The 19,680-nt window shown below is 25.3% G+C and carries 30 protein-coding genes and 1 tRNA gene; 8 read left to right on the top strand and 23 right to left on the bottom strand.

Annotation, left to right across the window (positions count from 1 at the left end; translation table 4 throughout):
* Positions 1-24: 24 nt before the first annotated feature.
* Positions 25-852 (bottom strand): hypothetical protein, encoded by an 828-nt coding sequence (locus tag AACK86_RS03755; protein WP_338981376.1) that lies wholly within the window; start codon positions 850-852, stop codon positions 25-27.
* Positions 853-1,122: 270 nt separating this feature from the next.
* On the opposite strand from AACK86_RS03755, the gene AACK86_RS03750 reads away from it, so the two are divergent.
* Positions 1,123-1,896 carry a hypothetical protein gene (locus tag AACK86_RS03750; protein ID WP_338981373.1) on the top strand — a complete coding sequence of 258 codons (774 nt, stop codon included), beginning with the start codon at positions 1,123-1,125 and terminating at the stop codon, positions 1,894-1,896.
* 128 nt (positions 1,897-2,024) lie between these two features.
* Here AACK86_RS03750 and AACK86_RS03745 read toward each other — a convergent pair whose 3' ends face one another.
* The 19 genes from AACK86_RS03745 to AACK86_RS03660 all read right to left on the bottom strand — a co-directional run bounded on the left by AACK86_RS03745 (position 2,025) and on the right by AACK86_RS03660 (position 13,826).
* The gene (locus AACK86_RS03745) at positions 2,025-3,113 is read right to left on the bottom strand and encodes a DDE-type integrase/transposase/recombinase (RefSeq protein WP_338981371.1); all 1,089 of its coding nucleotides are present in this window, start codon (positions 3,111-3,113) and stop codon (positions 2,025-2,027) included.
* A 74-nt stretch (positions 3,114-3,187) separates the two neighbouring features.
* On the bottom strand, positions 3,188-3,601 hold the full coding sequence (locus tag AACK86_RS03740; protein WP_338981369.1) for a hypothetical protein: 414 nt from the start codon (positions 3,599-3,601) through the stop codon (positions 3,188-3,190).
* A 167-nt stretch (positions 3,602-3,768) separates the two neighbouring features.
* Positions 3,769-3,999 carry a hypothetical protein gene (locus tag AACK86_RS03735; protein WP_338981367.1) on the bottom strand — a complete coding sequence of 77 codons (231 nt, stop codon included), beginning with the start codon at positions 3,997-3,999 and terminating at the stop codon, positions 3,769-3,771.
* 164 nt (positions 4,000-4,163) lie between these two features.
* Complete coding sequence (locus tag AACK86_RS03730) at positions 4,164-4,376, bottom strand: hypothetical protein (RefSeq protein ID WP_338981365.1); 213 nt, start codon at positions 4,374-4,376, stop codon at positions 4,164-4,166.
* 73 nt (positions 4,377-4,449) lie between these two features.
* The gene (locus AACK86_RS03725; RefSeq protein ID WP_338981363.1) at positions 4,450-5,292 is read right to left on the bottom strand and encodes a rolling circle replication-associated protein; all 843 of its coding nucleotides are present in this window, start codon (positions 5,290-5,292) and stop codon (positions 4,450-4,452) included.
* Positions 5,293-5,424: 132 nt separating this feature from the next.
* Entirely contained in the window at positions 5,425-5,724 is a 300-nt protein-coding gene (locus AACK86_RS03720) for a hypothetical protein (protein WP_338981361.1), read from the bottom strand.
* A 386-nt stretch (positions 5,725-6,110) separates the two neighbouring features.
* The gene (locus AACK86_RS07600) at positions 6,111-6,257 is read right to left on the bottom strand and encodes a hypothetical protein (protein ID WP_422398361.1); all 147 of its coding nucleotides are present in this window, start codon (positions 6,255-6,257) and stop codon (positions 6,111-6,113) included.
* 42 nt (positions 6,258-6,299) lie between these two features.
* On the bottom strand, positions 6,300-7,190 hold the full coding sequence (locus AACK86_RS03715; RefSeq protein WP_338981359.1) for a transposase family protein: 891 nt from the start codon (positions 7,188-7,190) through the stop codon (positions 6,300-6,302).
* Positions 7,191-7,266: 76 nt separating this feature from the next.
* Positions 7,267-7,683 carry a hypothetical protein gene (locus tag AACK86_RS03710; protein ID WP_338981357.1) on the bottom strand — a complete coding sequence of 139 codons (417 nt, stop codon included), beginning with the start codon at positions 7,681-7,683 and terminating at the stop codon, positions 7,267-7,269.
* Between the two features lie 53 nt (positions 7,684-7,736).
* Positions 7,737-9,611: a hypothetical protein gene (locus AACK86_RS03705; RefSeq protein ID WP_338981355.1), complete on the bottom strand. Its 1,875-nt coding sequence runs from the start codon at positions 9,609-9,611 to the stop codon at positions 7,737-7,739.
* A 382-nt stretch (positions 9,612-9,993) separates the two neighbouring features.
* A complete protein-coding gene (locus AACK86_RS03700) occupies positions 9,994-10,239 on the bottom strand; it encodes a hypothetical protein (protein WP_338967003.1) in 246 nt (81 codons plus the stop codon).
* Positions 10,240-10,257: 18 nt separating this feature from the next.
* On the bottom strand, positions 10,258-10,575 hold the full coding sequence (locus tag AACK86_RS03695; RefSeq protein WP_338981353.1) for a hypothetical protein: 318 nt from the start codon (positions 10,573-10,575) through the stop codon (positions 10,258-10,260).
* A gap of 13 nt (positions 10,576-10,588) precedes the next feature.
* Positions 10,589-11,578 carry a hypothetical protein gene (locus tag AACK86_RS03690; protein ID WP_338981351.1) on the bottom strand — a complete coding sequence of 330 codons (990 nt, stop codon included), beginning with the start codon at positions 11,576-11,578 and terminating at the stop codon, positions 10,589-10,591.
* A 31-nt stretch (positions 11,579-11,609) separates the two neighbouring features.
* Complete coding sequence (locus AACK86_RS03685) at positions 11,610-11,852, bottom strand: hypothetical protein (protein WP_338981349.1); 243 nt, start codon at positions 11,850-11,852, stop codon at positions 11,610-11,612.
* Positions 11,853-11,867: 15 nt separating this feature from the next.
* Positions 11,868-12,098, bottom strand: a complete 231-nt coding sequence (locus AACK86_RS03680) for a hypothetical protein (protein ID WP_338966950.1) — start codon at positions 12,096-12,098, stop codon at positions 11,868-11,870.
* Between the two features lie 164 nt (positions 12,099-12,262).
* On the bottom strand, positions 12,263-12,475 hold the full coding sequence (locus tag AACK86_RS03675) for a hypothetical protein (RefSeq protein ID WP_338981347.1): 213 nt from the start codon (positions 12,473-12,475) through the stop codon (positions 12,263-12,265).
* 73 nt (positions 12,476-12,548) lie between these two features.
* Positions 12,549-13,034 (bottom strand): rolling circle replication-associated protein, encoded by a 486-nt coding sequence (locus AACK86_RS03670; protein WP_338981345.1) that lies wholly within the window; start codon positions 13,032-13,034, stop codon positions 12,549-12,551.
* A gap of 30 nt (positions 13,035-13,064) precedes the next feature.
* Complete coding sequence (locus AACK86_RS03665) at positions 13,065-13,391, bottom strand: hypothetical protein (protein WP_338981343.1); 327 nt, start codon at positions 13,389-13,391, stop codon at positions 13,065-13,067.
* Positions 13,392-13,553: 162 nt separating this feature from the next.
* Positions 13,554-13,826, bottom strand: coding sequence for a hypothetical protein (locus AACK86_RS03660; protein ID WP_338981341.1), 273 nt, complete (start codon positions 13,824-13,826; stop codon positions 13,554-13,556).
* Positions 13,827-14,208: 382 nt separating this feature from the next.
* Here AACK86_RS03660 and AACK86_RS03655 point away from each other — a divergent pair.
* From AACK86_RS03655 to AACK86_RS07590, 6 genes are all read left to right on the top strand, one after another.
* A tRNA-Gly gene (locus AACK86_RS03655) sits at positions 14,209-14,282 on the top strand.
* A 72-nt stretch (positions 14,283-14,354) separates the two neighbouring features.
* Positions 14,355-14,771: a DxFTY motif-containing membrane protein gene (locus tag AACK86_RS03650; protein ID WP_338981339.1), complete on the top strand. Its 417-nt coding sequence runs from the start codon at positions 14,355-14,357 to the stop codon at positions 14,769-14,771.
* Positions 14,772-15,116: 345 nt separating this feature from the next.
* Positions 15,117-15,308, top strand: coding sequence for a hypothetical protein (locus AACK86_RS03645; RefSeq protein ID WP_338981337.1), 192 nt, complete (start codon positions 15,117-15,119; stop codon positions 15,306-15,308).
* A 39-nt stretch (positions 15,309-15,347) separates the two neighbouring features.
* Positions 15,348-15,539 carry a hypothetical protein gene (locus AACK86_RS03640; protein ID WP_338981335.1) on the top strand — a complete coding sequence of 64 codons (192 nt, stop codon included), beginning with the start codon at positions 15,348-15,350 and terminating at the stop codon, positions 15,537-15,539.
* A 39-nt stretch (positions 15,540-15,578) separates the two neighbouring features.
* A complete protein-coding gene (locus tag AACK86_RS07595; RefSeq protein WP_422398216.1) occupies positions 15,579-16,031 on the top strand; it encodes a transposase family protein in 453 nt (150 codons plus the stop codon).
* A 23-nt stretch (positions 16,032-16,054) separates the two neighbouring features.
* Positions 16,055-16,408, top strand: a complete 354-nt coding sequence (locus AACK86_RS07590; protein ID WP_422398360.1) for a transposase family protein — start codon at positions 16,055-16,057, stop codon at positions 16,406-16,408.
* A 199-nt stretch (positions 16,409-16,607) separates the two neighbouring features.
* Here AACK86_RS07590 and AACK86_RS03630 read toward each other — a convergent pair whose 3' ends face one another.
* The 3 genes from AACK86_RS03630 to AACK86_RS07580 form a co-directional block, all read right to left on the bottom strand.
* On the bottom strand, positions 16,608-16,934 hold the full coding sequence (locus tag AACK86_RS03630) for a hypothetical protein (RefSeq protein WP_338981333.1): 327 nt from the start codon (positions 16,932-16,934) through the stop codon (positions 16,608-16,610).
* Positions 16,935-17,135: 201 nt separating this feature from the next.
* Positions 17,136-17,528, bottom strand: a complete 393-nt coding sequence (locus AACK86_RS07585; RefSeq protein ID WP_422398359.1) for a transposase — start codon at positions 17,526-17,528, stop codon at positions 17,136-17,138.
* Positions 17,513-17,965 (bottom strand): transposase family protein, encoded by a 453-nt coding sequence (locus AACK86_RS07580; RefSeq protein WP_422398216.1) that lies wholly within the window; start codon positions 17,963-17,965, stop codon positions 17,513-17,515. The genes AACK86_RS07585 and AACK86_RS07580 overlap by 16 nt, the downstream gene beginning before the upstream one ends.
* Positions 17,966-18,153: 188 nt before the next feature.
* On the opposite strand from AACK86_RS07580, the gene AACK86_RS03620 reads away from it, so the two are divergent.
* Positions 18,154-19,680, top strand: a complete 1,527-nt coding sequence (locus AACK86_RS03620) for a hypothetical protein (RefSeq protein WP_338981329.1) — start codon at positions 18,154-18,156, stop codon at positions 19,678-19,680.

The raw sequence follows: 19,680 nt of genomic DNA, 5'->3' as shown, positions 1-19,680 counted from the left end.
ACGAATATCAATATCAGTATTGAGTTAATTGATATTGTTAGCGGCCTTGCTGGTTGGCAAGGTAATTAGTTTATTATCATAGGATTTTAAGACATTAAAATCAATTTGATAGATACTATTATTGTTTTTAAAGGCATCATAATTCTCTTGATGCGTTTTTTTGTCAAAAGTAAAGAAATAACTTCTTAGTAATAATTCTGAGTTTCCTATAATATTTACTAAGTATTTTTTGGGATAAAAGGTAATTAACGAGCGATAAAAGAAACCAATTTGAATAAAGTAATCTTTGTTATAGTTGTCTACTCCTTTAAAAACAATTTCAGTGTAAGTTTTTTCATCCATATCGAAAGTGGCATAAAATAAACTAGCAAAGAAGTTACCAAGGATTTCATAGATTTCGTCAAAAATATTTTTGTAATCGCTGTTTTTAATACTAGGAATGTTGTTTTTAAAATAAATGTAAATGTCATTCTGCAAGTCAGGGTCGTATCTCAAAAAACTAAATCTAACATTGAGGTAATTTAAGGTACCAAAAAGATACTTAATTAAGTAATAATCGTTAGCGCTCGCAGTGTCATATTTTCAGATTTTCTTTTCACCATGTAATAATTGTAAATAGTTATTACCTGCAATTAAAGTTTTGTTAAATTCCTTAATTTTCAAAACATTCTCATTTACTACATTTTTATCACTAGAGGTCTTATGATAAAAATAGCTTTCATCTTTAAAGCCGTGATTTTTAATCATAAATTCTTTATAGTAACCTTTTTCTAAGGTGTCAATGAAATTAAATACCGGTGTTCAATAGAGGTAGGAGTAATTAAATTTATCAAAATCACCACGGTGAATCATTAAATAGTCAAGATTATCAATAACATCGTTATAGTTATGGTTAGCGTCAAATTTGGTGTTTATTGTTGGTAATTCAATATCAGTCGAAGGTTTGGTTTCTGATTGTGCGTCTAATTCTAGTATTAAAATAGAATTAGAGGCAGTTTAGAAAATGCTACACCAGTAGCACTTGCTTATAGAGGAAATTTACCTCAAAATTATAATTTAAATAGTGAAATTGATAATCATTTTATTATAATTTATGGCGTTTATGGTGTTTTGGGAGCTAATATGCATGAAATAAATTCTAGCTCAGTTCTTACTTTTCGTTATATGGATCCTTCAACAGGAATAAACGGTACTGTTGATGCTTCACTTATAAGAACACTAATTTCTAATAGAGATAATTTGGGTAATTCATTAACAAGTTATTTAATTTCTTATGATAGTCAAAGACCTAATTTATCTTCAATGATTACAATCACAAATTTAGGAAATATACGTGGTTTGAATATGCCAATGAATGCAAATAATCAAAATTTGATTGATTTAAACATAGATTTAATTATAGATGAAGTAGTTTCGGCAAATATAATAAATGTTCCAGCTCGTTTTCAAGATAGAAATGGACAACGGCGCTTTTATATTTCTGATATGACTAGAAACTGGGCCGATATTAGGCATCGTGATTATAATGGTTTTGTAAGAGTTAATTTTTCTGGAACTAGCCCTCTTTCTAATATTACATATACACAAGCAAATAATCATAATATTAGACAAGCTTTAAACACATATAATTCAATGGATGAACAACATATACAAACTATTACAAACCAACTTAATGATCATTTAAGAACAAATGGAAATGGACATTTATTGCATTCTATTACAGAAGTTGGCCGAGCTGCTCTGGCTGGGGGGCTATATTATTGGCGGTTCTGTTGCTTTAGCTTCCGAAACTTTAGGCTTGTCTATTGTTATTGGTGGAATTGTTGCTCTGGGTGTATGGATTATTTCTTAGTAATTGTTGATTTTTTAGGTGTAATAAAACACTCGTTAAATTAACAAAACAAATAAAAATAAATAATAAATATGCAAAAATTATTAAGTTTTTTGGGTGTAATCACTTTTAATCGGAACAAACACAACAAGTTTAAATTTCTTGTGAAAATAATTATTCAAACTTTTAGAAATTACTTTGTTAAAAATTTTTGTAATATTTGAAATGGGGTTTTAGTGTTTAATGATGAATGATGACGCTCAAAGTTATAAAAGTAATAATATTTGTTTAAATAATTTTGAAGTTCGTTTTGACTTAATTTTTTATCCTTAAAATTAGAGTAAAATAATTTGGTATAATTTTGGTGGAATCGTTCAATCTTCCCATTAGATTGAGGCGAACGAATTGGTGTTGTCTCGTGAATGATTCCACTTTTTGAAAGAAAGGTTGTAAAAGGCCTTTCTTTTATTTTGTATGCTTTTTTATTACTTCAATTAGTAGTAGTGAATTCCGGAGCATTGTCAGTACGGAGGCGTTTAATGGTTATGCCAAGTTCACCAAAATCTTTCATTGCTCTTTGCACAGCGTTAATGGCGTTATTAGTTCCTAAACTATCATAAACATAACCAAATACTATGCGTGTCATTTCGTCAATGAAATCATAAATATAATATCTTTTATCAACCGGAAAATTTGATGTGGTAATAATTTTAGCATCCATTTGTAAAAGACCAATCTCGGAAACTTCATAACGCTTAAAATGGCGTTTTGTTTGTTTAATTTGTTGTTTTAATTCTTTTCAACGAGGGTCAGATTTAATTCAACGATAAAAAGTTTTGATATTTTTTGGAATTTCTGAATTTTTGACATTATGAAAATTAATTTTTAAATTATTAAATAAAGACCACATTCCACCGGCTTGAAGATTTTTGTAATCAAAATATAAGTCACATAATTTTTTGCGAGAATTTAAACTATATTGATAATTAAGATTTTGTGGTTTTGTAGTTTTAAACAATAACAAATCTAAATTATCAGAATAATAAGCGGTCATAATTTTTTGTGCCCAACGATAAAAGCTTTTTGTTGCATTTTTAAAATATTTTTTAATAAGTTTTGTTAAGGTGGTTTCTTCAATATAGAAATAAGTACATAAATTTAAATATGCAGTAATGCGTTTTTTAGTTTTATAGTAATAAGGATTACGGCAGTTAGCACTTAGTCAACTTTGGATTTTTGCTTTTAAATCTGCTAAATCAGCTTGGGAAATAATATATTTCATTTTTAAACTCCTTAAATTAAGAAAATCGCATTACAAAAAATACGATTTTCAAACATGTTTATTAAAATTGCTAATTAATTAGGTATTTTGGCATAGAAAGAAGTTATACTATAAAATAATCCTATTGATTTAGTAAATGTTATCTTAACCTTAATTATTTCAGAAATTTCATAACCAAAATCTGAATCTAAATAACTAAAATCATCATAATTTTTTTTAACACCGTTATTTTTATAAAAATTAATTCAATCTTTATTTTTATTTCCAAGAGATAAGCTAAAAATGCGAGTTCGTTTAATTTCAAGAGGCAAATCTATGTTATCTTGAAATTTAATTTTAGCACCACCACCAATTTTACTAGGAATTAAAAAACTATTGTAAATGCTAGGAAACTCTAAATCATATTTTTTTAAATCACTGCTATTTTTATTGCACCCAGAAATAAACATTACACTTATTAAATTTAAAGTTGATAAAAGTTTTCACATAACAAAAAATCCTCCTTTCAAAGAAATTAGATTATATAATAATTTAGAGATATTTAAGAAAACTTTTTTAATATCATTAATAAGATAGTAACCGCTTGTTCACCAGTAATTGCTACCGGTGTTATTGCTCCATCAAGAAAAATTCTAATCATATAATCACCCCCTTTCTAAACAAAATATGATTTAACCTTATAAAATAAAATAACCATAAATAAGACAATGAATACTAATACCATTCAAAAGGCAATATTCGCTATTAAAAGTCAAAGTAGTTCTTTGGTTAAATCAATTTCCTTGCCAGAAACTCACGCCGGAATAACTTTAATTTGAATAAATAAATCTCAAAAATACAATTTTGTCATTTCTCAATCTAAATCTTTTCAAGCAACTAAAAACATAATAATTACCGCTTAAAAGGTCAAAAGAGTAGAAAAATAATTGCCGAGAAGAGCATTACAATTATTAAAATTGAAAACAAAAATACAACTTGGGGTGGTAAATCGGTAGCTGGATAAATTAATTCAATTAACTCAATAATTATTTTTTTAAACATTTTCTAAACCTACTTTTTAATTTCTTTTTCATCTTGTTCTAATAAATTTCGCTTAAACTTTGCAATAAATATTCTTTGTGAATAAGTAAAATCTTTTGGCAACTGTTTTGCTTCGCTACCATATTTCTTTTTATCTTTAAAAAATCGATAAATATTAATCGCAATATAGTATGCTAGTAATAATGTTAAAATCGTAAAAAACACTAATCCAAAAATACTCATTTTTCTTTTCTCCTTAATTTTTTAATTTTTAATTCTTATTTTAAATTGCAATTTTTCTTTCACTTTTTAAATCCTAGTGCTTCATTTTTCTTAGTTGATTTCTAAATCTTAAACTTTCTAACGAAGCATAATTTGCACTTTCAAATTCTACATAATTAATATTTTTAAATTCATAGATTGCTCCGCACATTTTAGTTTTAAAGTTATTAACTGTTGATTTTAAGTACTTTACAAATTCAGAATTTATGGTTCTATTAACAATATTATTCAAAGTATCGGTAAATATTTGTTTTCTAGTAATGGGGTTTTGACAGTTATAAGAGAATTGATAAGCCTTGATATTTAAGTCATATTGATTTAATGATTTTTCATTCAGAACATTTTTAGTTATATATTTGGAGCAATATTTTACAACCATTTCATTAGTGTTTTCACGAACTCTAATATTTTTATTAATTCCATAAGGTCAAAATTGTAATATAATTTTATATGGTATTTTTTCGGTGATTAAAATATGAAAATGAATAACGCCTCGTTTCTGATATTCATAGGTATACAAATACTTAATATTTTTATTTTTAACTTTAAATCAATATTTTAATTTTTTAAAAAATTTATTTAAATCACGCTTACATTTTCTAATGTCAAATTCATTAACATCAGCATAAGTGAGAGTTAAAAATGTAAGTTTTTTACAATCTCAAAAATTATGATATGCCTTCCGAATAACATTAGATTTTGCACGAATATTGCTATTAAGCAATTTTGTATCACAATTACCTTTATTTTTAACTCCATTAGCATTACGAGTATTTGCTTTGATGCGTTCTAACGGCATAACAATATTGCGAATATATTGACCATAATAAATTGTTTTCATATAAAAATCAGTCGGATTTTGAGGTTGTAAATTCATATTTTATGCTCCCATTTTAAATTTTCGCCAGTTGTGCTATTTAATCAAGTAATAGTCGGCTTCGCCGACTAACCCGCTAGCGGGCGGGGCATACGCCTTCCGCACCGCTTCGCAGACCGAAGTGATTATCAATTAACTGGACAAGTTTTTTTGATTTTTTGATAATTCAATTTTTTGCAAGTTAACTATTTTGGGGGTTTTTTCAAAAGTTAATTCGCAACTAAAAAATGATTTAACGTTTTTTTTTAACAGTTTATAAATTTCTTGTTGTTCTAGATTGTTATCATCAATTCATAAAGCCTTTTGTTCTCCGGTAGGCTCAAATAAGTCATTTTCATAACGCAAAAATTCGGCAGAATAACCTGACATCATAGAGCCATCTTTATTTTTAAATATTTTTCTTTTTATACTAACTAATTTAACTTTAAACATTATTATCTAAATTCCTTTTACTTTTATTTTTTAAAATTTTTTTAATATGATTAATAAATTTTTTCTCACAAGCAACATGCAAATATCGTTTATCACTAAATAGATGTAAACACCAGCGACATATTTTATAATTTATCTTTCCTTTCAAAATTTAAAAACCCTTTTCATCGCAAGAATTACAGATTCCAACTGTATTTTTATTACCAATGACATAGCTTTCGCTGTCTCATTCAATACAAAATATTACTGCCAAAAGAAAACACCCCCTAAAAGTTTGTAGAAAACAAAATCTTGTCATATGTATATGGTTTCTACAGATTTTTTAGTAAAATGTAATATACCACAGATGTTTAGTACAATCAAGAAAAATATTAAAAAAGTAGAAATTAATTTATTAATTCTTGTAATTTTTGAAATGGTGATTTATTTTGTAATGCTGAATGACAGCGTTGGAAGTTGTAATAGTAATAATATTGATTTAAGAAATGTTGGAGTTCATTTTGATTTAATTTTTTATCCTTAACATAAAATAATTTAGTATAATGTTGATGAAACCGCTCAATTTTACCGTTACTTTATGGCGAACGAATTGGAGTGGTTTCATGAATAACCCCATTCCTTGAAAGAAAGGCCGTAAAAGGTCTTTCTTTTACTTTGTATGCTTTTTTATTACTTCAATTAGTAGTAGTAAATTCTGGGGCATTATCAGTACGAAGGCGTTTAATAGATATTCCAAGTTCACTAAAATCTTTCATTGCTCTTTGCACAGCGTTAATCGCGTTATTGGTTCCTAAACTATCATAAATATAACCAAATACTATGCGTGTTATTTCGTCAATGAAATCATAAATATAATACTTTTTATCAACTGGAAAATTTAATGGGGTAATTATTTTGGCATCCATTTGTAAAAGACCAATCTCTGAGACTTCATAACGCTTAAAATGGCGTTTTGTTTGTTTGATTTGTTGTTTTAATTGTTTTCAACGAGAGTCAGATTTAATTCAGCGATAAAAAGTTTTAATATTTTTTGGAATTTTTGAATTTTCAATATCGTGAAAACCCATTTTTAAATTGTTAAATAAAGACCACATTCCACCGGCTTGAATATTTCTATAATCAAAATATAAATTGCATATTTTTTCACGAGAATCTAAATCATATTGATAACTAATTTTGTTAGGTTTTTTATATTTTAAAATTAAACTATTAAAATCATCATTTTGATAAGCAGCAAGAATTTTATTAGCTCATTGATAAAATGTATTTCGTATACCGTGAAAATGCTTTTTTACTAATTTATTTAAAGTTATTGGTTCTAAATAAAATTGATTACATAAATTTAAATAACTAGTAACTCGTTTTTTGGTTTTATGGTAGTGTTTATGGTTATAAATTGTTGTTAATCAACTTTGTACTTTTGCTTTTAAATCTGCTAAGTCAGCTTGGGAAATAATATATTTCATTTTTTTAAACTCCTTAAATTAAGAAAATCGCATTGCAAAAAATACGATTTTCAAACATATTTATTAAAATTGCTAATTAATTAGGTATTTTTGCTAAAAATGAACTTATAAAATATTGTGGTTTATTTAATTGATATCTATCTAAATAAACAAATGACACTTTAATACTTTCAAGTTTAGGAATTTCTCAGCCATAAGTAGTCAATATATCTTCAGATGGTTTTGGTTTATAAACACCTTCTCGTTTAAAAAAATCCTCTATAGGATTATTAATACTTTGATTTTGGATTAAAAAGCTTTTTTCAGACATATCATCTGGAAAACGAACACCTTCGTCATAAAAAGTTATTCTTCCAGCAGAGCCAAAACTCTCTACATTAAAAAATGTATTATTTAAACTAGAAAATTGTAATTTTTTTTCATAAACATTACTTCTACACCCAAAAATAAACAGTACACATACTAAATTTAAAGCTGATAAAAATTTTCGCATAAAGAAAAATCCTCCTTTCAAAGGAATTATATTATAAAAAATATTGGCAATATTTAAGAGAACTTTTTTAATATCATTAATAAGATTGCTAATGGCACTACAAATTCAAATAACATCTGAAATGCCGGAATAACTTCAAACACTGGAAAGGCGGTTTTGGTAAAATTAATCGTTGTTTTGGCAATATCCGCAATGGGGCGAATTAAAAGATTAATCCCTGAAAGACCAAGCAATCAATTTAACATACTAACAGAAGCGTGCTGAATGCCACAAGATATCGCACTAAATAAACCTCAATAAGAACAATTGGGTGTCGGAATTAAGTCATCCATATTACCACTTATTCCACCGCCAATAAAAGCCGTTGAATTCAAAATGTTAAAATCGTATAAAGAATAATGATATTTAGTACTTTCATTTTTCTTTTTATATAGTGGAAAAGTTAGCGTAAAAATATTAATTCCATACATGACATCAACTTTAGCCTTGTAAAAATGCAATTTATTGCTAGTAACATTCCATAATTGGTTATCGTATGCTTTTAACACATTAAAATTTATTTGATAAGAACTTTTACCAGTTTTAAAATCATTAGCAATTTGTTTATCTTTAACAAAAAAATAGGAACGAAAAATCATATTCTTACTATTCTGCATTGTGGAATTAAAATTAATTAAATACTGTTTGGGATAAAAGGTAATTAAGGAGCGATAGAAAAAGCCCATTTGTAAAACATTTTTAGGAATTTCTTGCATTCCTTTGTAATCTAATTCTACATAAGTAGAAGTATCCATATCAAAACTTGCATAAAAGAATTGTACGAAAAAACCACCTAAAACTTTATAAATTTTATTAAATAAACCATTAATAAAATCAACAGTTAAATCTTTTTGATAATGAAGCATAAAATCTTTAAAATCAGTTTTTAATTTATCATCATAGCGTAAAAAATGGAAAGTATTACCATAATAATTAACTTGTCCAAAAAAAGTATTAATAAAATCTCCTCCAAAACCTGTTTGTGAGCCAGATTTTCAAAGTGATTTACCATTTTCTAAAAACTCATTATTACCCACAATACTACCGTGCTCAGTTTTTATAGTGATAACATCACCAAAACTAGAAAAGGAAAGTTTCCTAAAAATAACTTTTTCAATGAAACCTTGTGGATATGAATTTTTGCGACTTAAACTAAATTTACTATTTTTTTTAAAACCATTTAATTTTATTGACACTTCATTCATATATTTAAAATTATCGTCAAAGAAATTAAAAATAGGAACTCAATATAAGTAACTATAATTAAATTTATCAAAATCTCGGCGTTGTATCATCAAATAATCTAGTTTATCTTGAAACTGAGTATAATCATACTCACCATCATTTTTATTTATTTCCGTAGGTAACGGTTGCTCGTTATCTTTCTCTGGTTGTAGTGGCACTTTAGCTGAAAATAAACTTATAAAATATTGTGGTTTATTTAATTGATATCTATCTAAATAAACAAATGACACTTTAATACTTTCAAGTTTAGGAATTTCTCAGCCATAAGTAGTCAATATATCTTCAGATGGTTTTGGTTTATAAACACCTTCTCGTTTAAAAAAATCCTCTATAGGATTATTAATACTTTGATTTTCGATTAAAAAGCTTTTTTCAGACATATCATCTGGAAAACGAACACTTTCATCATAAAAAGTTATTCTTCCAGCAGAGCCAAAACTCTCTACATTAAAAAAAGTATTTTTAATACTAATAAACTCTAATTCACAATTATTTCCGCATTGACTAAGGTTTGAGGCTCGTTTTTGTCGTTTCATAAAGGAATGTTCCATATTAGGTTTTGGTGGTTGTTTTGTATCAAAGAAAGCCCCTAATGGCACCAAACCAATAAACATTATAATAAATCAAGAAATAATCTTATGCATCTCATCACGCCTTAAAACTCTTTTTTATCGCTTTAAAAGCATCACAAAATTTATATTGATTATGTTGTGGACATTCACAATTAACAACTTGCATTTGGTGCTTTCTAAAAACTTTATTAAAGTAATAACCCCTAATAATTAATTTATTAATACCAGTTATTAACAAATAAACGATTAATAATCAAAAATACACCTTAAAAACTACATTTTGGAAATCAAACAATATAAAATCTTTAAAAAACTCATCTGTGTTAGTTCGAATTTTTGTTAAAAACACTCAAATTATAACCATAACAGTATGAAATATAATAAAAAAATGCATAAAACCTAAAACGCTTTTAAATAATTTAATACTTAATATTTTCTTTAACATTTTCATTTTTTAACTCCTTAAAATTAAATATATTGTTGATAAAATACAAATCGTTCCTAAAATTTGAAAAATCGGATGTTGGGAAAATAACCTTATCATTGGTTTAAACAAATCTAAAATTTTAATATTATTTGATAGAACTTTATTAAAATATTCTAAACCCTCACGCACATAGGCTCATAAACCTAAAAAGTCGTTTAAAGCAAAAATGGAAAAAACAGCAACAAGAATAAATAATATTATTAATTTAAACATTTTCTAAAACCTACCTTTTTATTCGCCGTCCGGCTGCTTAACTCACGGTCTATTTTTAGGGCTATTACCACTAAATTTCTTAATTGAACCACTAGATGATTGTTTCTTAGTTCCTCAATTAGCAACTGATTTTCGATATTTTTTACGAAAACCAACTTTTGGTCGTTCAATATGAATACCTAAAATACCACCAATTACAAGATTTATCACAAGCATAATTAGCGGAAAAATAATAATGCGAATATCTGTTCCGGGAATGGTTAAAGTTCAAATTAAATCAAAAACTTTATAAAACATATCGCCAATCAAACTAGCCATTTTTTCTAAGTTTTCCATTTTTTAAACTCCTTTACTTGTTTTTCTTCTTCAGATTATTTTTTAACTTAGTAAGTATCTTACTGAATTTTTCCATTTTTAAATATTCTAATGCTTCAATATCCATTACATTATCATTTCAAAATTTATGTTGATAATTATCATTCAAAGCACGATTACTTAATTCACGCAAGAATGATAAATATTTATTATCATAAAGGTTTAAAATTGACATCGGAATTTTTAATTTAAAGAAATAAATGTCTAATTCCGGAATGCTACGATACTTGATTTTGCGACCTTTTTTATCATTTTTTGCATTAATTAGCGTTAATCGTCATTGTTCGTATTCACTTACCGATTTAAAAGTGCCATAAATAACTTGTAAATAAGGACGAAAGATACTAACCGGTTTTTTTCTAATACCAACAATTATTGAATTCGCAATATCACGAACTTTAACTCATATATGTTCGGCTCTTTGTCCGCTCGCTAATACAATATGGGTGAATTGTCGAGCCGAAGCAAAATATTCTTGTAAACCTTGGGTTACTCTATCATTTTCTTTATAATCAGTACCTTCAAGAAATAAATTAGTTTCATCTCATAACAGTAAATGTTTTTCATCTAAAATTGGATAATTATAATCTAAAAGTGACATATGCCCTAATGAAAGCATTTGTTTATCTGTAATCGGAAAAGTAGAAATCGTTTTTCAACCACTTAATAAGTAAGAAGTTAAAACCATTAAAGCGGTTTTTCCAGTCCCTAAGGCACCAATGACTAAATTTAAAGGTGAATTTAATAAGAAATTAATAAAACTTCGACGAGCAAAGAAATGAGAAATTTTAGTATATAAAATATACAAAGCAATTAATAAATAAATAATATCAAATAACATTCGTCAACTTTGGGGATTATAATAATGCAAAATTGCACCATAGAATCACTCAATAATAAATAAAGTGCGATTTAAAGCGACAAAATCATATAATCTTAAATTTATTTTCTTAAACAATAGCATAACTTAAATCACACTTTCTTTATTTTTATTACTATCTGCCCGGCATTAATTTTTCAAACATTTTGAAAGCAATTAAAAATAAACCAATAATTACCCCAAGCAAGAAAACTCAATATGTAGCAAAGAAATTAACAACATTTGGCATATTACCACCAATAATATCAGTTCAAATATTACCAAACGCTTTAATTAATGCTTTTCATAAGTTAGTAACCGCTTGTTCACCAGTAATTGCTACCGGTGTTATTGCTCCATCAAGAAAAATTCTAAACATATAATCACCCCCTTTCTAAACAAAATATGATTTAACCTTATAAAATAAAATAACCATAAATAAGACAATAAATACTAATACCATTCAAAACGCAATATTTGCTATTAAAAGTCAAAGTAGTTCTTGGGTTAAATCAATTTCCTTACCAGAAACTCACGCCGGAATAACTTTAATTTGAATAAATAAATCTCAAAAATATAATTTTGTCATTTCTCAATCTAAATCTTTTCAAGCAACTAAAAACATAATAATTACCGCTTAAAAGGTCAAAAGAGTAGAAAAATAATTCCCGAGAAGAGCATTACAATTATTAAAATTGAAAACAAAAATACAACTTGGGGTGGTAAATCAGTAATTGGATAAATTAATTCAATTAACTCAATAGTTATTTTTTTAAACATTTTCTAAACCTACTTTTTAATTTCTTTTTCATCTTGTTCTAATAAATTTCACTTAAACTTTGCAATAAATATTCGTTGTGCATAAGTAAAATCTTTTGGCAACTGTTTTGCTTCGCTGCCATATTTCTTTTTATCTTTAAAAAACCGATAAATATTAACCGCAATATAGTATGCTAGTAATAATGTTAAAATCGTAAAAAACACTAATCCAAAAATACTCATTTTTCTTTTCTCCTTAATTTTTTAATTTTTAATTCTTATTTTAAATTGCAATTTTTCTTTCATTTTTTAACTCCTAATGTTTCATTTTTCTTAGTTGGTTTCTAAATCTTAAACTTTCTAATGAAGCATAATTTGCACTTTCAAAGTCTATATAATTAATATTTTTAAATTCATAGATTGCTCCGCACATTTTGGTTTTAAAGTTATTAACTGTTGATTTTAAGTATTTTACAAATTCAGAATTTACAGTTCGATTAACAATATTATTCAAAGTATCGGTAAATACTTGTTTTCTAGTAATGGGATTTTGACAGTTATATGAGAATTGATAAGCCTTGATATTTAAGTCATACTGGTTTAATGACTTTTCGTTCAGGACATTTTTAGTTATATATTTAGAGCAATATTTTACAACCATTTCATTAGTGTTTTCAGGAACTCTAATATTTTTATTAATTCCATAAGGTCAAAATTGTAAAATAATTTTATGAGGTATTTTTTCGGTAATTAAAATATGAAAATGAATAACGCCTCGTTTCTGATATTCATAGGTATACAAATACTTAATATTTTTATTTTTAACTTTAAATTAGTATTTTAATTTTTTAAAAAATTTATTTAAATCACGCTTACATTTTCTAATATCAAATTCATTAACATCAGCATAAGTAAGAGTTAAGAATGTAAGTTTTTTACAGTCTCAAAAATTATGATATGCCTTCCGAATAACATTAGATTTTGCACGAATATTGCTATTAAGCAGTTTTGTATCACAATTACCCTTATTTTTTAAACCGCTAGCATTACGAATATTTGCTTTGATGCGTTCTAAAGGCATAACAATATTGCGAATATATTGACCGTAATAAATGGTTTTCATATAAAAATCGGTCGGATTTTGAAGTTGTAAATTCATATTTTATGCTCCAGTTTTAGATTTTCGCCAGTTGTGTTATTTAATCAAGTAATAGTCGGCTTCGCCGACTAACCCGCTAGCGGGCGGGGCGGCATACGCCTTCCGCACCGCTTCGCAGACCGAAGTGATTATCAATTAACTGGACAAATTTTTTTGATTTTTTTATAATTCAATTTTTTCCAAGTTAACTATTTTGGGGGTTTTTTCAAAAGTTAATTCGCAACTAAAAAATGATTTAACGTTTTCTTTTAACAGTTTATAAATTTCTTGTTGTTCTAGATTGTTATCATCAATTCATAAAGCCTTTTGTTCGCCCGTAGGCTCAAATAAGTCATTTTCATAACGCAAAAATTCGGCAGAATAACCTGACATCATAGAGCCATCTTTATTTTTAAATATTTTTCTTTTTATACTAACTAATTTAACTTTAAACATTATTATCTAAATTCCTTTTACTTTTATTTTTTAAAATTTTTTTAATATGATTAATAAATTTTTTCTCACAAGCAACATGCAAATATCGTTTATCACTAAATAGATGTAAACACCAGCGACATATTTTATAATTTATCTTTCCTTTCAAAATTTAAAAACCCTTTTCATCGCAAGGATTACAGATTCCAACTGTATTTTTATTACCAATGACATAGCTTTCGCTGTCGCATTCAATACAAAATATTACTGCCAAAAGAATATACCCCCAAATAATTTATAAAAACCAAATGTACTAAACATCTATGGTTTCTACAGATTTTTTAGTAAAACTTATTGCTTCTTATTTTTAAATGTGATATATTTTGTAATGAACTTACATTATGCGAGTGTAGTTTAATGGTAGAACTTCAGCCTTCCAAGCTGATTGTGTGGGTTCGATTCCCATCACTCGCTCCATTAGATAAATAAAACTAGACTTTTAGAAGTCTAGTTTTTTGTTGTATAATTTATAAGAGTGAGGGAATAGTGATGTTAAGTAGTGAAAAGATGCGAAGTGATAATAAATTAAGAAGTATTTTTTTTGTTTTGTGGCAAGCACTAATCCCGGGGTTGATGATTTGATTACTTTTAGATCCGCAATTAAATTTATTAAAATTGAATTTTAAAGATAGTATTGCTTTTGGATATATGTTTTTAATTGGAATGGGAATGCTACTATATGCTTTTATTACAACATTAGTTTGTTTTTTATGTGGTTATCATCAACAAGAACAGTTTATTTATAGTATTATTGTGATGTTAGAATTTGTTGTGTTATATTTAACTAGTTTATGATTATTATCAGTTTTTTGACGCTTCATTATTGCCATCTCATTAGCTATTTTAGGAACTTTAGTGATGACAATTATTGTGATGACAATTACAAATTATTTTTATAAAGAATAATAACTAAATAAATAATAAGTCATTTGTTCAACCTTTTTGTAACTCTTCGTATTTATCATTTAATATTTCTTGATAGATTGATGATGAAGTTTGTTCTCATAGGTAATTGACTCAATAGCCATCAAATTAGGTTTTGATATTGAATTCATCATCAAATCGTTTTAACATCAGTTATTGTTAAACTAAATTCGTGTAAAAAATGATTAATTAAATTGTTATTGCGATAAATAGTTTCGCTAATAAAAGAAGCAATATCAAATAAGGGATCGTTTTTCATTAGACTTCTTGCGATACCTTTTTTATTAAAATATTCTTATAAAATATAATTTATGAGGATATCAAAATATGAACAATAATAAATTTAATACTCTTAATGATAAAGAATGGTTAAGATTAACAGGAATAAAAAAATCCACTTTTAATAAAATGTTAGATATTTTACAAGTAGCTGAAATAGAAAAATTTAAAAAAGGTGGTAAAACTAATAAATTATCACTAGAAAATAGATTAGACTTCTTGCGATACCTTTTTTATTAAAATATTCTTATAAAATATAATTTATGAGGATATCAAAATATGAACAATAATAAATTTAATACTTTTAATGATAAAGAATGGTTAAGATTAACAGGAATAAAAAAATCCACTTTTAATAAAATGTTAGATATTTTACAAGTAGCTGAAATAGAAAAATTTAAAAAAGGTGGTAAAACTAATAAATTATCACTAGAAAATAGATTAGACTTCTTGCGATACCTTTTTTATTAAAATATTCTTATAAAATATAATTTATGAGGATATCAAAATATGAACAATAATAAATTTAATACTTTTAATGATAAAGAATGGTTAAGATTAACAGGAATAAAAAAATCCACTTTTAATAAAATGTTAGATATTTTACAAGTAGCTGAAATAGAAAAATTTAAAAAAGGTGGTAAAACTAATAAATTATCACTAGAAAATAGATTATTGATGACTTTATCATATTGACGAGAATATCAGACTTATTTTCATCTTGGTAAAAATTTCGGAATTAGTGAAGCTAATTGTTATCGGAATATCAAGTGAATTGAAGATATTTTAATTAAAAACTCTGATTTTCAACAACTTGCTGGTAAAAAAGCACTAATAAATGATTATTTTAATGATAAAACTATTATTATTGATGCTACCGAAACTCCAATCCAACGCCCAAAAAAAGACAAAAACAATCTTATTCTGGTAAAAAGAAAAAACACACCATTAAAACACAAGTAATTATCTAACAAGAAACCAGAAAAATTATTGCAACAAGTTTTTCACTTGGGAAAAAACATGATTATGCTTTATTTAAAGAATCAAAAATCCCAATTTTAAAAAATCCCAAATTAATAGTTGATAGTGGTTATCAAGGAATACAAAAAATTCACAATAATGTTCTAATACCTACAAAGAAAACAAAGAAAAACCATTTAAATAAAGCACAAAAACAACATAATAGACTAGTTTCAAAAATGAGAATTATTATTGAAAATATTTTTGCTATTCTTAAAAAATTTAAAATTATGACAGAAAAATATCGTAATCGTAGAAAAAGATTTGGTTTAAGATTTAATTTAATTGCCTCAATTTATAATTTGCAATTATTAATTTAACATAAAAGATTTATTTAAAATTAAAGAATTTAAATAATAAATTCGTTTTTTGTTGTGGCAAAATATTAATTTTTTAGATAAAAGACATAATTAATTAAAATTATATTTTTCTATTACTGTCTTTTTACAAATATTTGTAATTTTTTTAATAGGTTATGCAAGAAGTCTATTATTGTTCATATTTTGATATCCTCATAAATTATATTTTATAAGAATATTTTAATAAAAAAGGTATCGCAAGAAGTCTATTATCTCAAACATTTAGAGCACCCGTAATCGCATCAACAACTTCACTAACTTTACTAATAATATTACCAACAACTGGAATATATCCAATAACTGGTAAAGCAATTTGCTCAATAATTTTTAAAATTTTATTGTTTTCTTCTTTAAAATCCAATTGTAATGCTTCATTAGGAAATTTCGGGTTAAGATAACCATTGTGTTCTAAAAGTTGGTTATAATTTTTAAAAGGAATAACAATATCTTTTAAAGAATAGTCATCAGATATTAATGATGACAGCACTAAGGCATCGCAATTATCAACAAAATAATCAGTAGACTTCTTGCATAACCTATTAAAAAAATTACAAATATTTGTAAAAAGACAGTAATAGAAAAATATAATTTTAATTAATTATGTCTTTTATCTAAAAAATTAATATTTTGCCACAACAAAAAACGAATTTATTATTTAAATTCTTTAATTTTAAATAAATCTTTTATGTTAAATTAATAATTGCAAATTATAAATTGAGGCAATTAAATTAAATCTTAAACCAAATCTTTTTCTACGATTACGATATTTTTCTGTCATAATTTTAAATTTTTTAAGAATAGCAAAAATATTTTCAATAATAATTCTCATTTTTGAAACTAGTCTATTATGTTGTTTTTGTGCTTTATTTAAATGGTTTTTCTTTGTTTTCTTTGTAGGTATTAGAACATTATTGTGAATTTTTTGTATTCCTTGATAACCACTATCAACTATTAATTTGGGATTTTTTAAAATTGGGATTTTTGATTCTTTAAATAAAGCATAATCATGTTTTTTCCCAAGTGAAAAACTTGTTGCAATAATTTTTCTGGTTTCTTGTTCGATAATTACTTGTGTTTTAATGGTGTGTTTTTTCTTTTTACCAGAATAAGATTGTTTTTGTCTTTTTTTGGGCGTTGGATTGGAGTTTCGGTAGCATCAATAATAATAGTTTTATCATTAAAATAATCATTTATTAGTGCTTTTTTACCAGCAAGTTGTTGAAAATCAGAGTTTTTAATTAAAATATCTTCAATTCACTTGATATTCCGATAACAATTAGCTTCACTAATTCCGAAATTTTTACCAAGATGAAAATAAGTCTGATATTCTCGTCAATATGATAAAGTCATCAATAATCTATTTTCTAGTGATAATTTATTAGTTTTACCACCTTTTTTAAATTTTTCTATTTCAGCTACTTGTAAAATATCTAACATTTTATTAAAAGTGGATTTTTTTATTCCTGTTAATCTTAACCATTCTTTATCATTAAAAGTATTAAATTTATTATTGTTCATATTTTGATATCCTCATAAATTATATTTTATAAGAATATTTTAATAAAAAAGGTATCGCAAGAAGTCTAATAAATAAAAATGGATAATTTTATTTTGTTATTATTTGCATTAAATTGATAAAAAATATAAAATTAAAAAGTAGATGTTGAATAAAATTAAAAACTATTAATAATTTTTGAAAGGAGAAAATGATATTGATTAAAACAAATTCTAATCATTGAAAAAATATTAATAAAATTACTAAAAAAATAACTATTGTTAGTAAAAATAAATTGTGATTAGGATTAATTTTAACTTTTACAGTTATTGCGATAATTATTCCAGGTGTATATTTATTAACATTAGATATGGTTAGTGTTTTTACCAATGCCATTAATTTAGAGGATAGTGATAATAAAAAAATTCCAGATATTAGTCCTAAAATCCTTAATCCTGATGATAAAGGGTTAACTGTTAAACCAATTCCTGATGATTCAGCACCTGGGATTATTAATGATAGGTTACTTTTAGATGGGGCTAAAATTAGTGTTAAAAACTATGATAAGTTTAAAAGTTTACGGTTTATTGAATTAGAGAATTTAGTATTAAAATATTTTAAAAATTATGTTCAAAATAATAAATTTTTACAAAAAAATAATAAAACTTATAAAAAATTTGATTATCGTTATAAATATCTTACTGCTGAAAATGGTAAAGAAATTGATAATAGTTTTATTCAAGATGATGTGAAAGTAAAAAAAGTGTTAGTTAAAGATATTGAAAGATATGAGATTAATCGCCCTGATATTTATGAAGTTGTTAATGCTAATATTTTTTCATTATCTTTTAATTTAAAAATTATTAATACAAATGTGTTTTATAAAAATTATTTTGACTTTTATTCATTTCAAGGGTCTAGAGAGCAAATTTCTCAAAATAATATAACTAATGCTACTACTGGTTATTTAACTAGTGAACGGGTATTGTTTACTGATAAAGTATTAGGAAAAGAAATTTATCGCGAAGTAAATGATTCGTTAAGAGATTTTATTTTTGCAAATCCAATTGAGTTTGGTAATGATATTAAGATTAAACCAATAATTACTACCCAATTTCTTAATGAGTGTGCTAATATTAATGATTGAGATACTTGTAGAGAAAAGTTATATGATGCATCCCAAGTTCTTATTGAAGAAAATAAAATTTATCGTTCTGATTTAGTAATTTATATTTATTTTATTAGTAGTAATATTAAAGTTGATAAGTTATATGAATCTTATGAGCAATTGCCAATTCAGCCTTTTATTGTAACTAATCATTATACTAATAAAGTTGCTAGTCAGAAATTATTAATTAGTTCAACGAATCGATTGAAACAGAAGCGCAACAAAACTATTGCTGAATATATTGCTTTTGCTATTTCATTTCCAAAACTTGTTTTAGAGAAAATTCAAGATTGAGAATTTTTAAATGATAATTGAAAAGATAGGGTAAAAAAAGGAATTTATAATTATCTTTATAATTATCTTGTAACTAATAAAAAATTTAATATTATTGATGATGTTAGTTTACCAATATTATCGGAAAATCAATATTCTAATTTATTAAATTTAAAAAAGAAGTTAAACATTGTTGAAATTAAGCAGATTAATTTTAATGCCTACAAATATACTATGAATATTATTGGTTTTAATGATGAAGAAATTATTTTAACAGGAATTAGTTTTTTTGCTTAG

It is taken from the genome of Spiroplasma endosymbiont of Eupeodes luniger, assembly GCF_964019525.1.
In the GTDB taxonomy this organism is placed as follows: Bacteria; Bacillota_I; Bacilli_A; order Mycoplasmatales; family Nriv7; genus Nriv7.
This window is presented reverse-complemented; position numbering and strand designations above follow the sequence as displayed.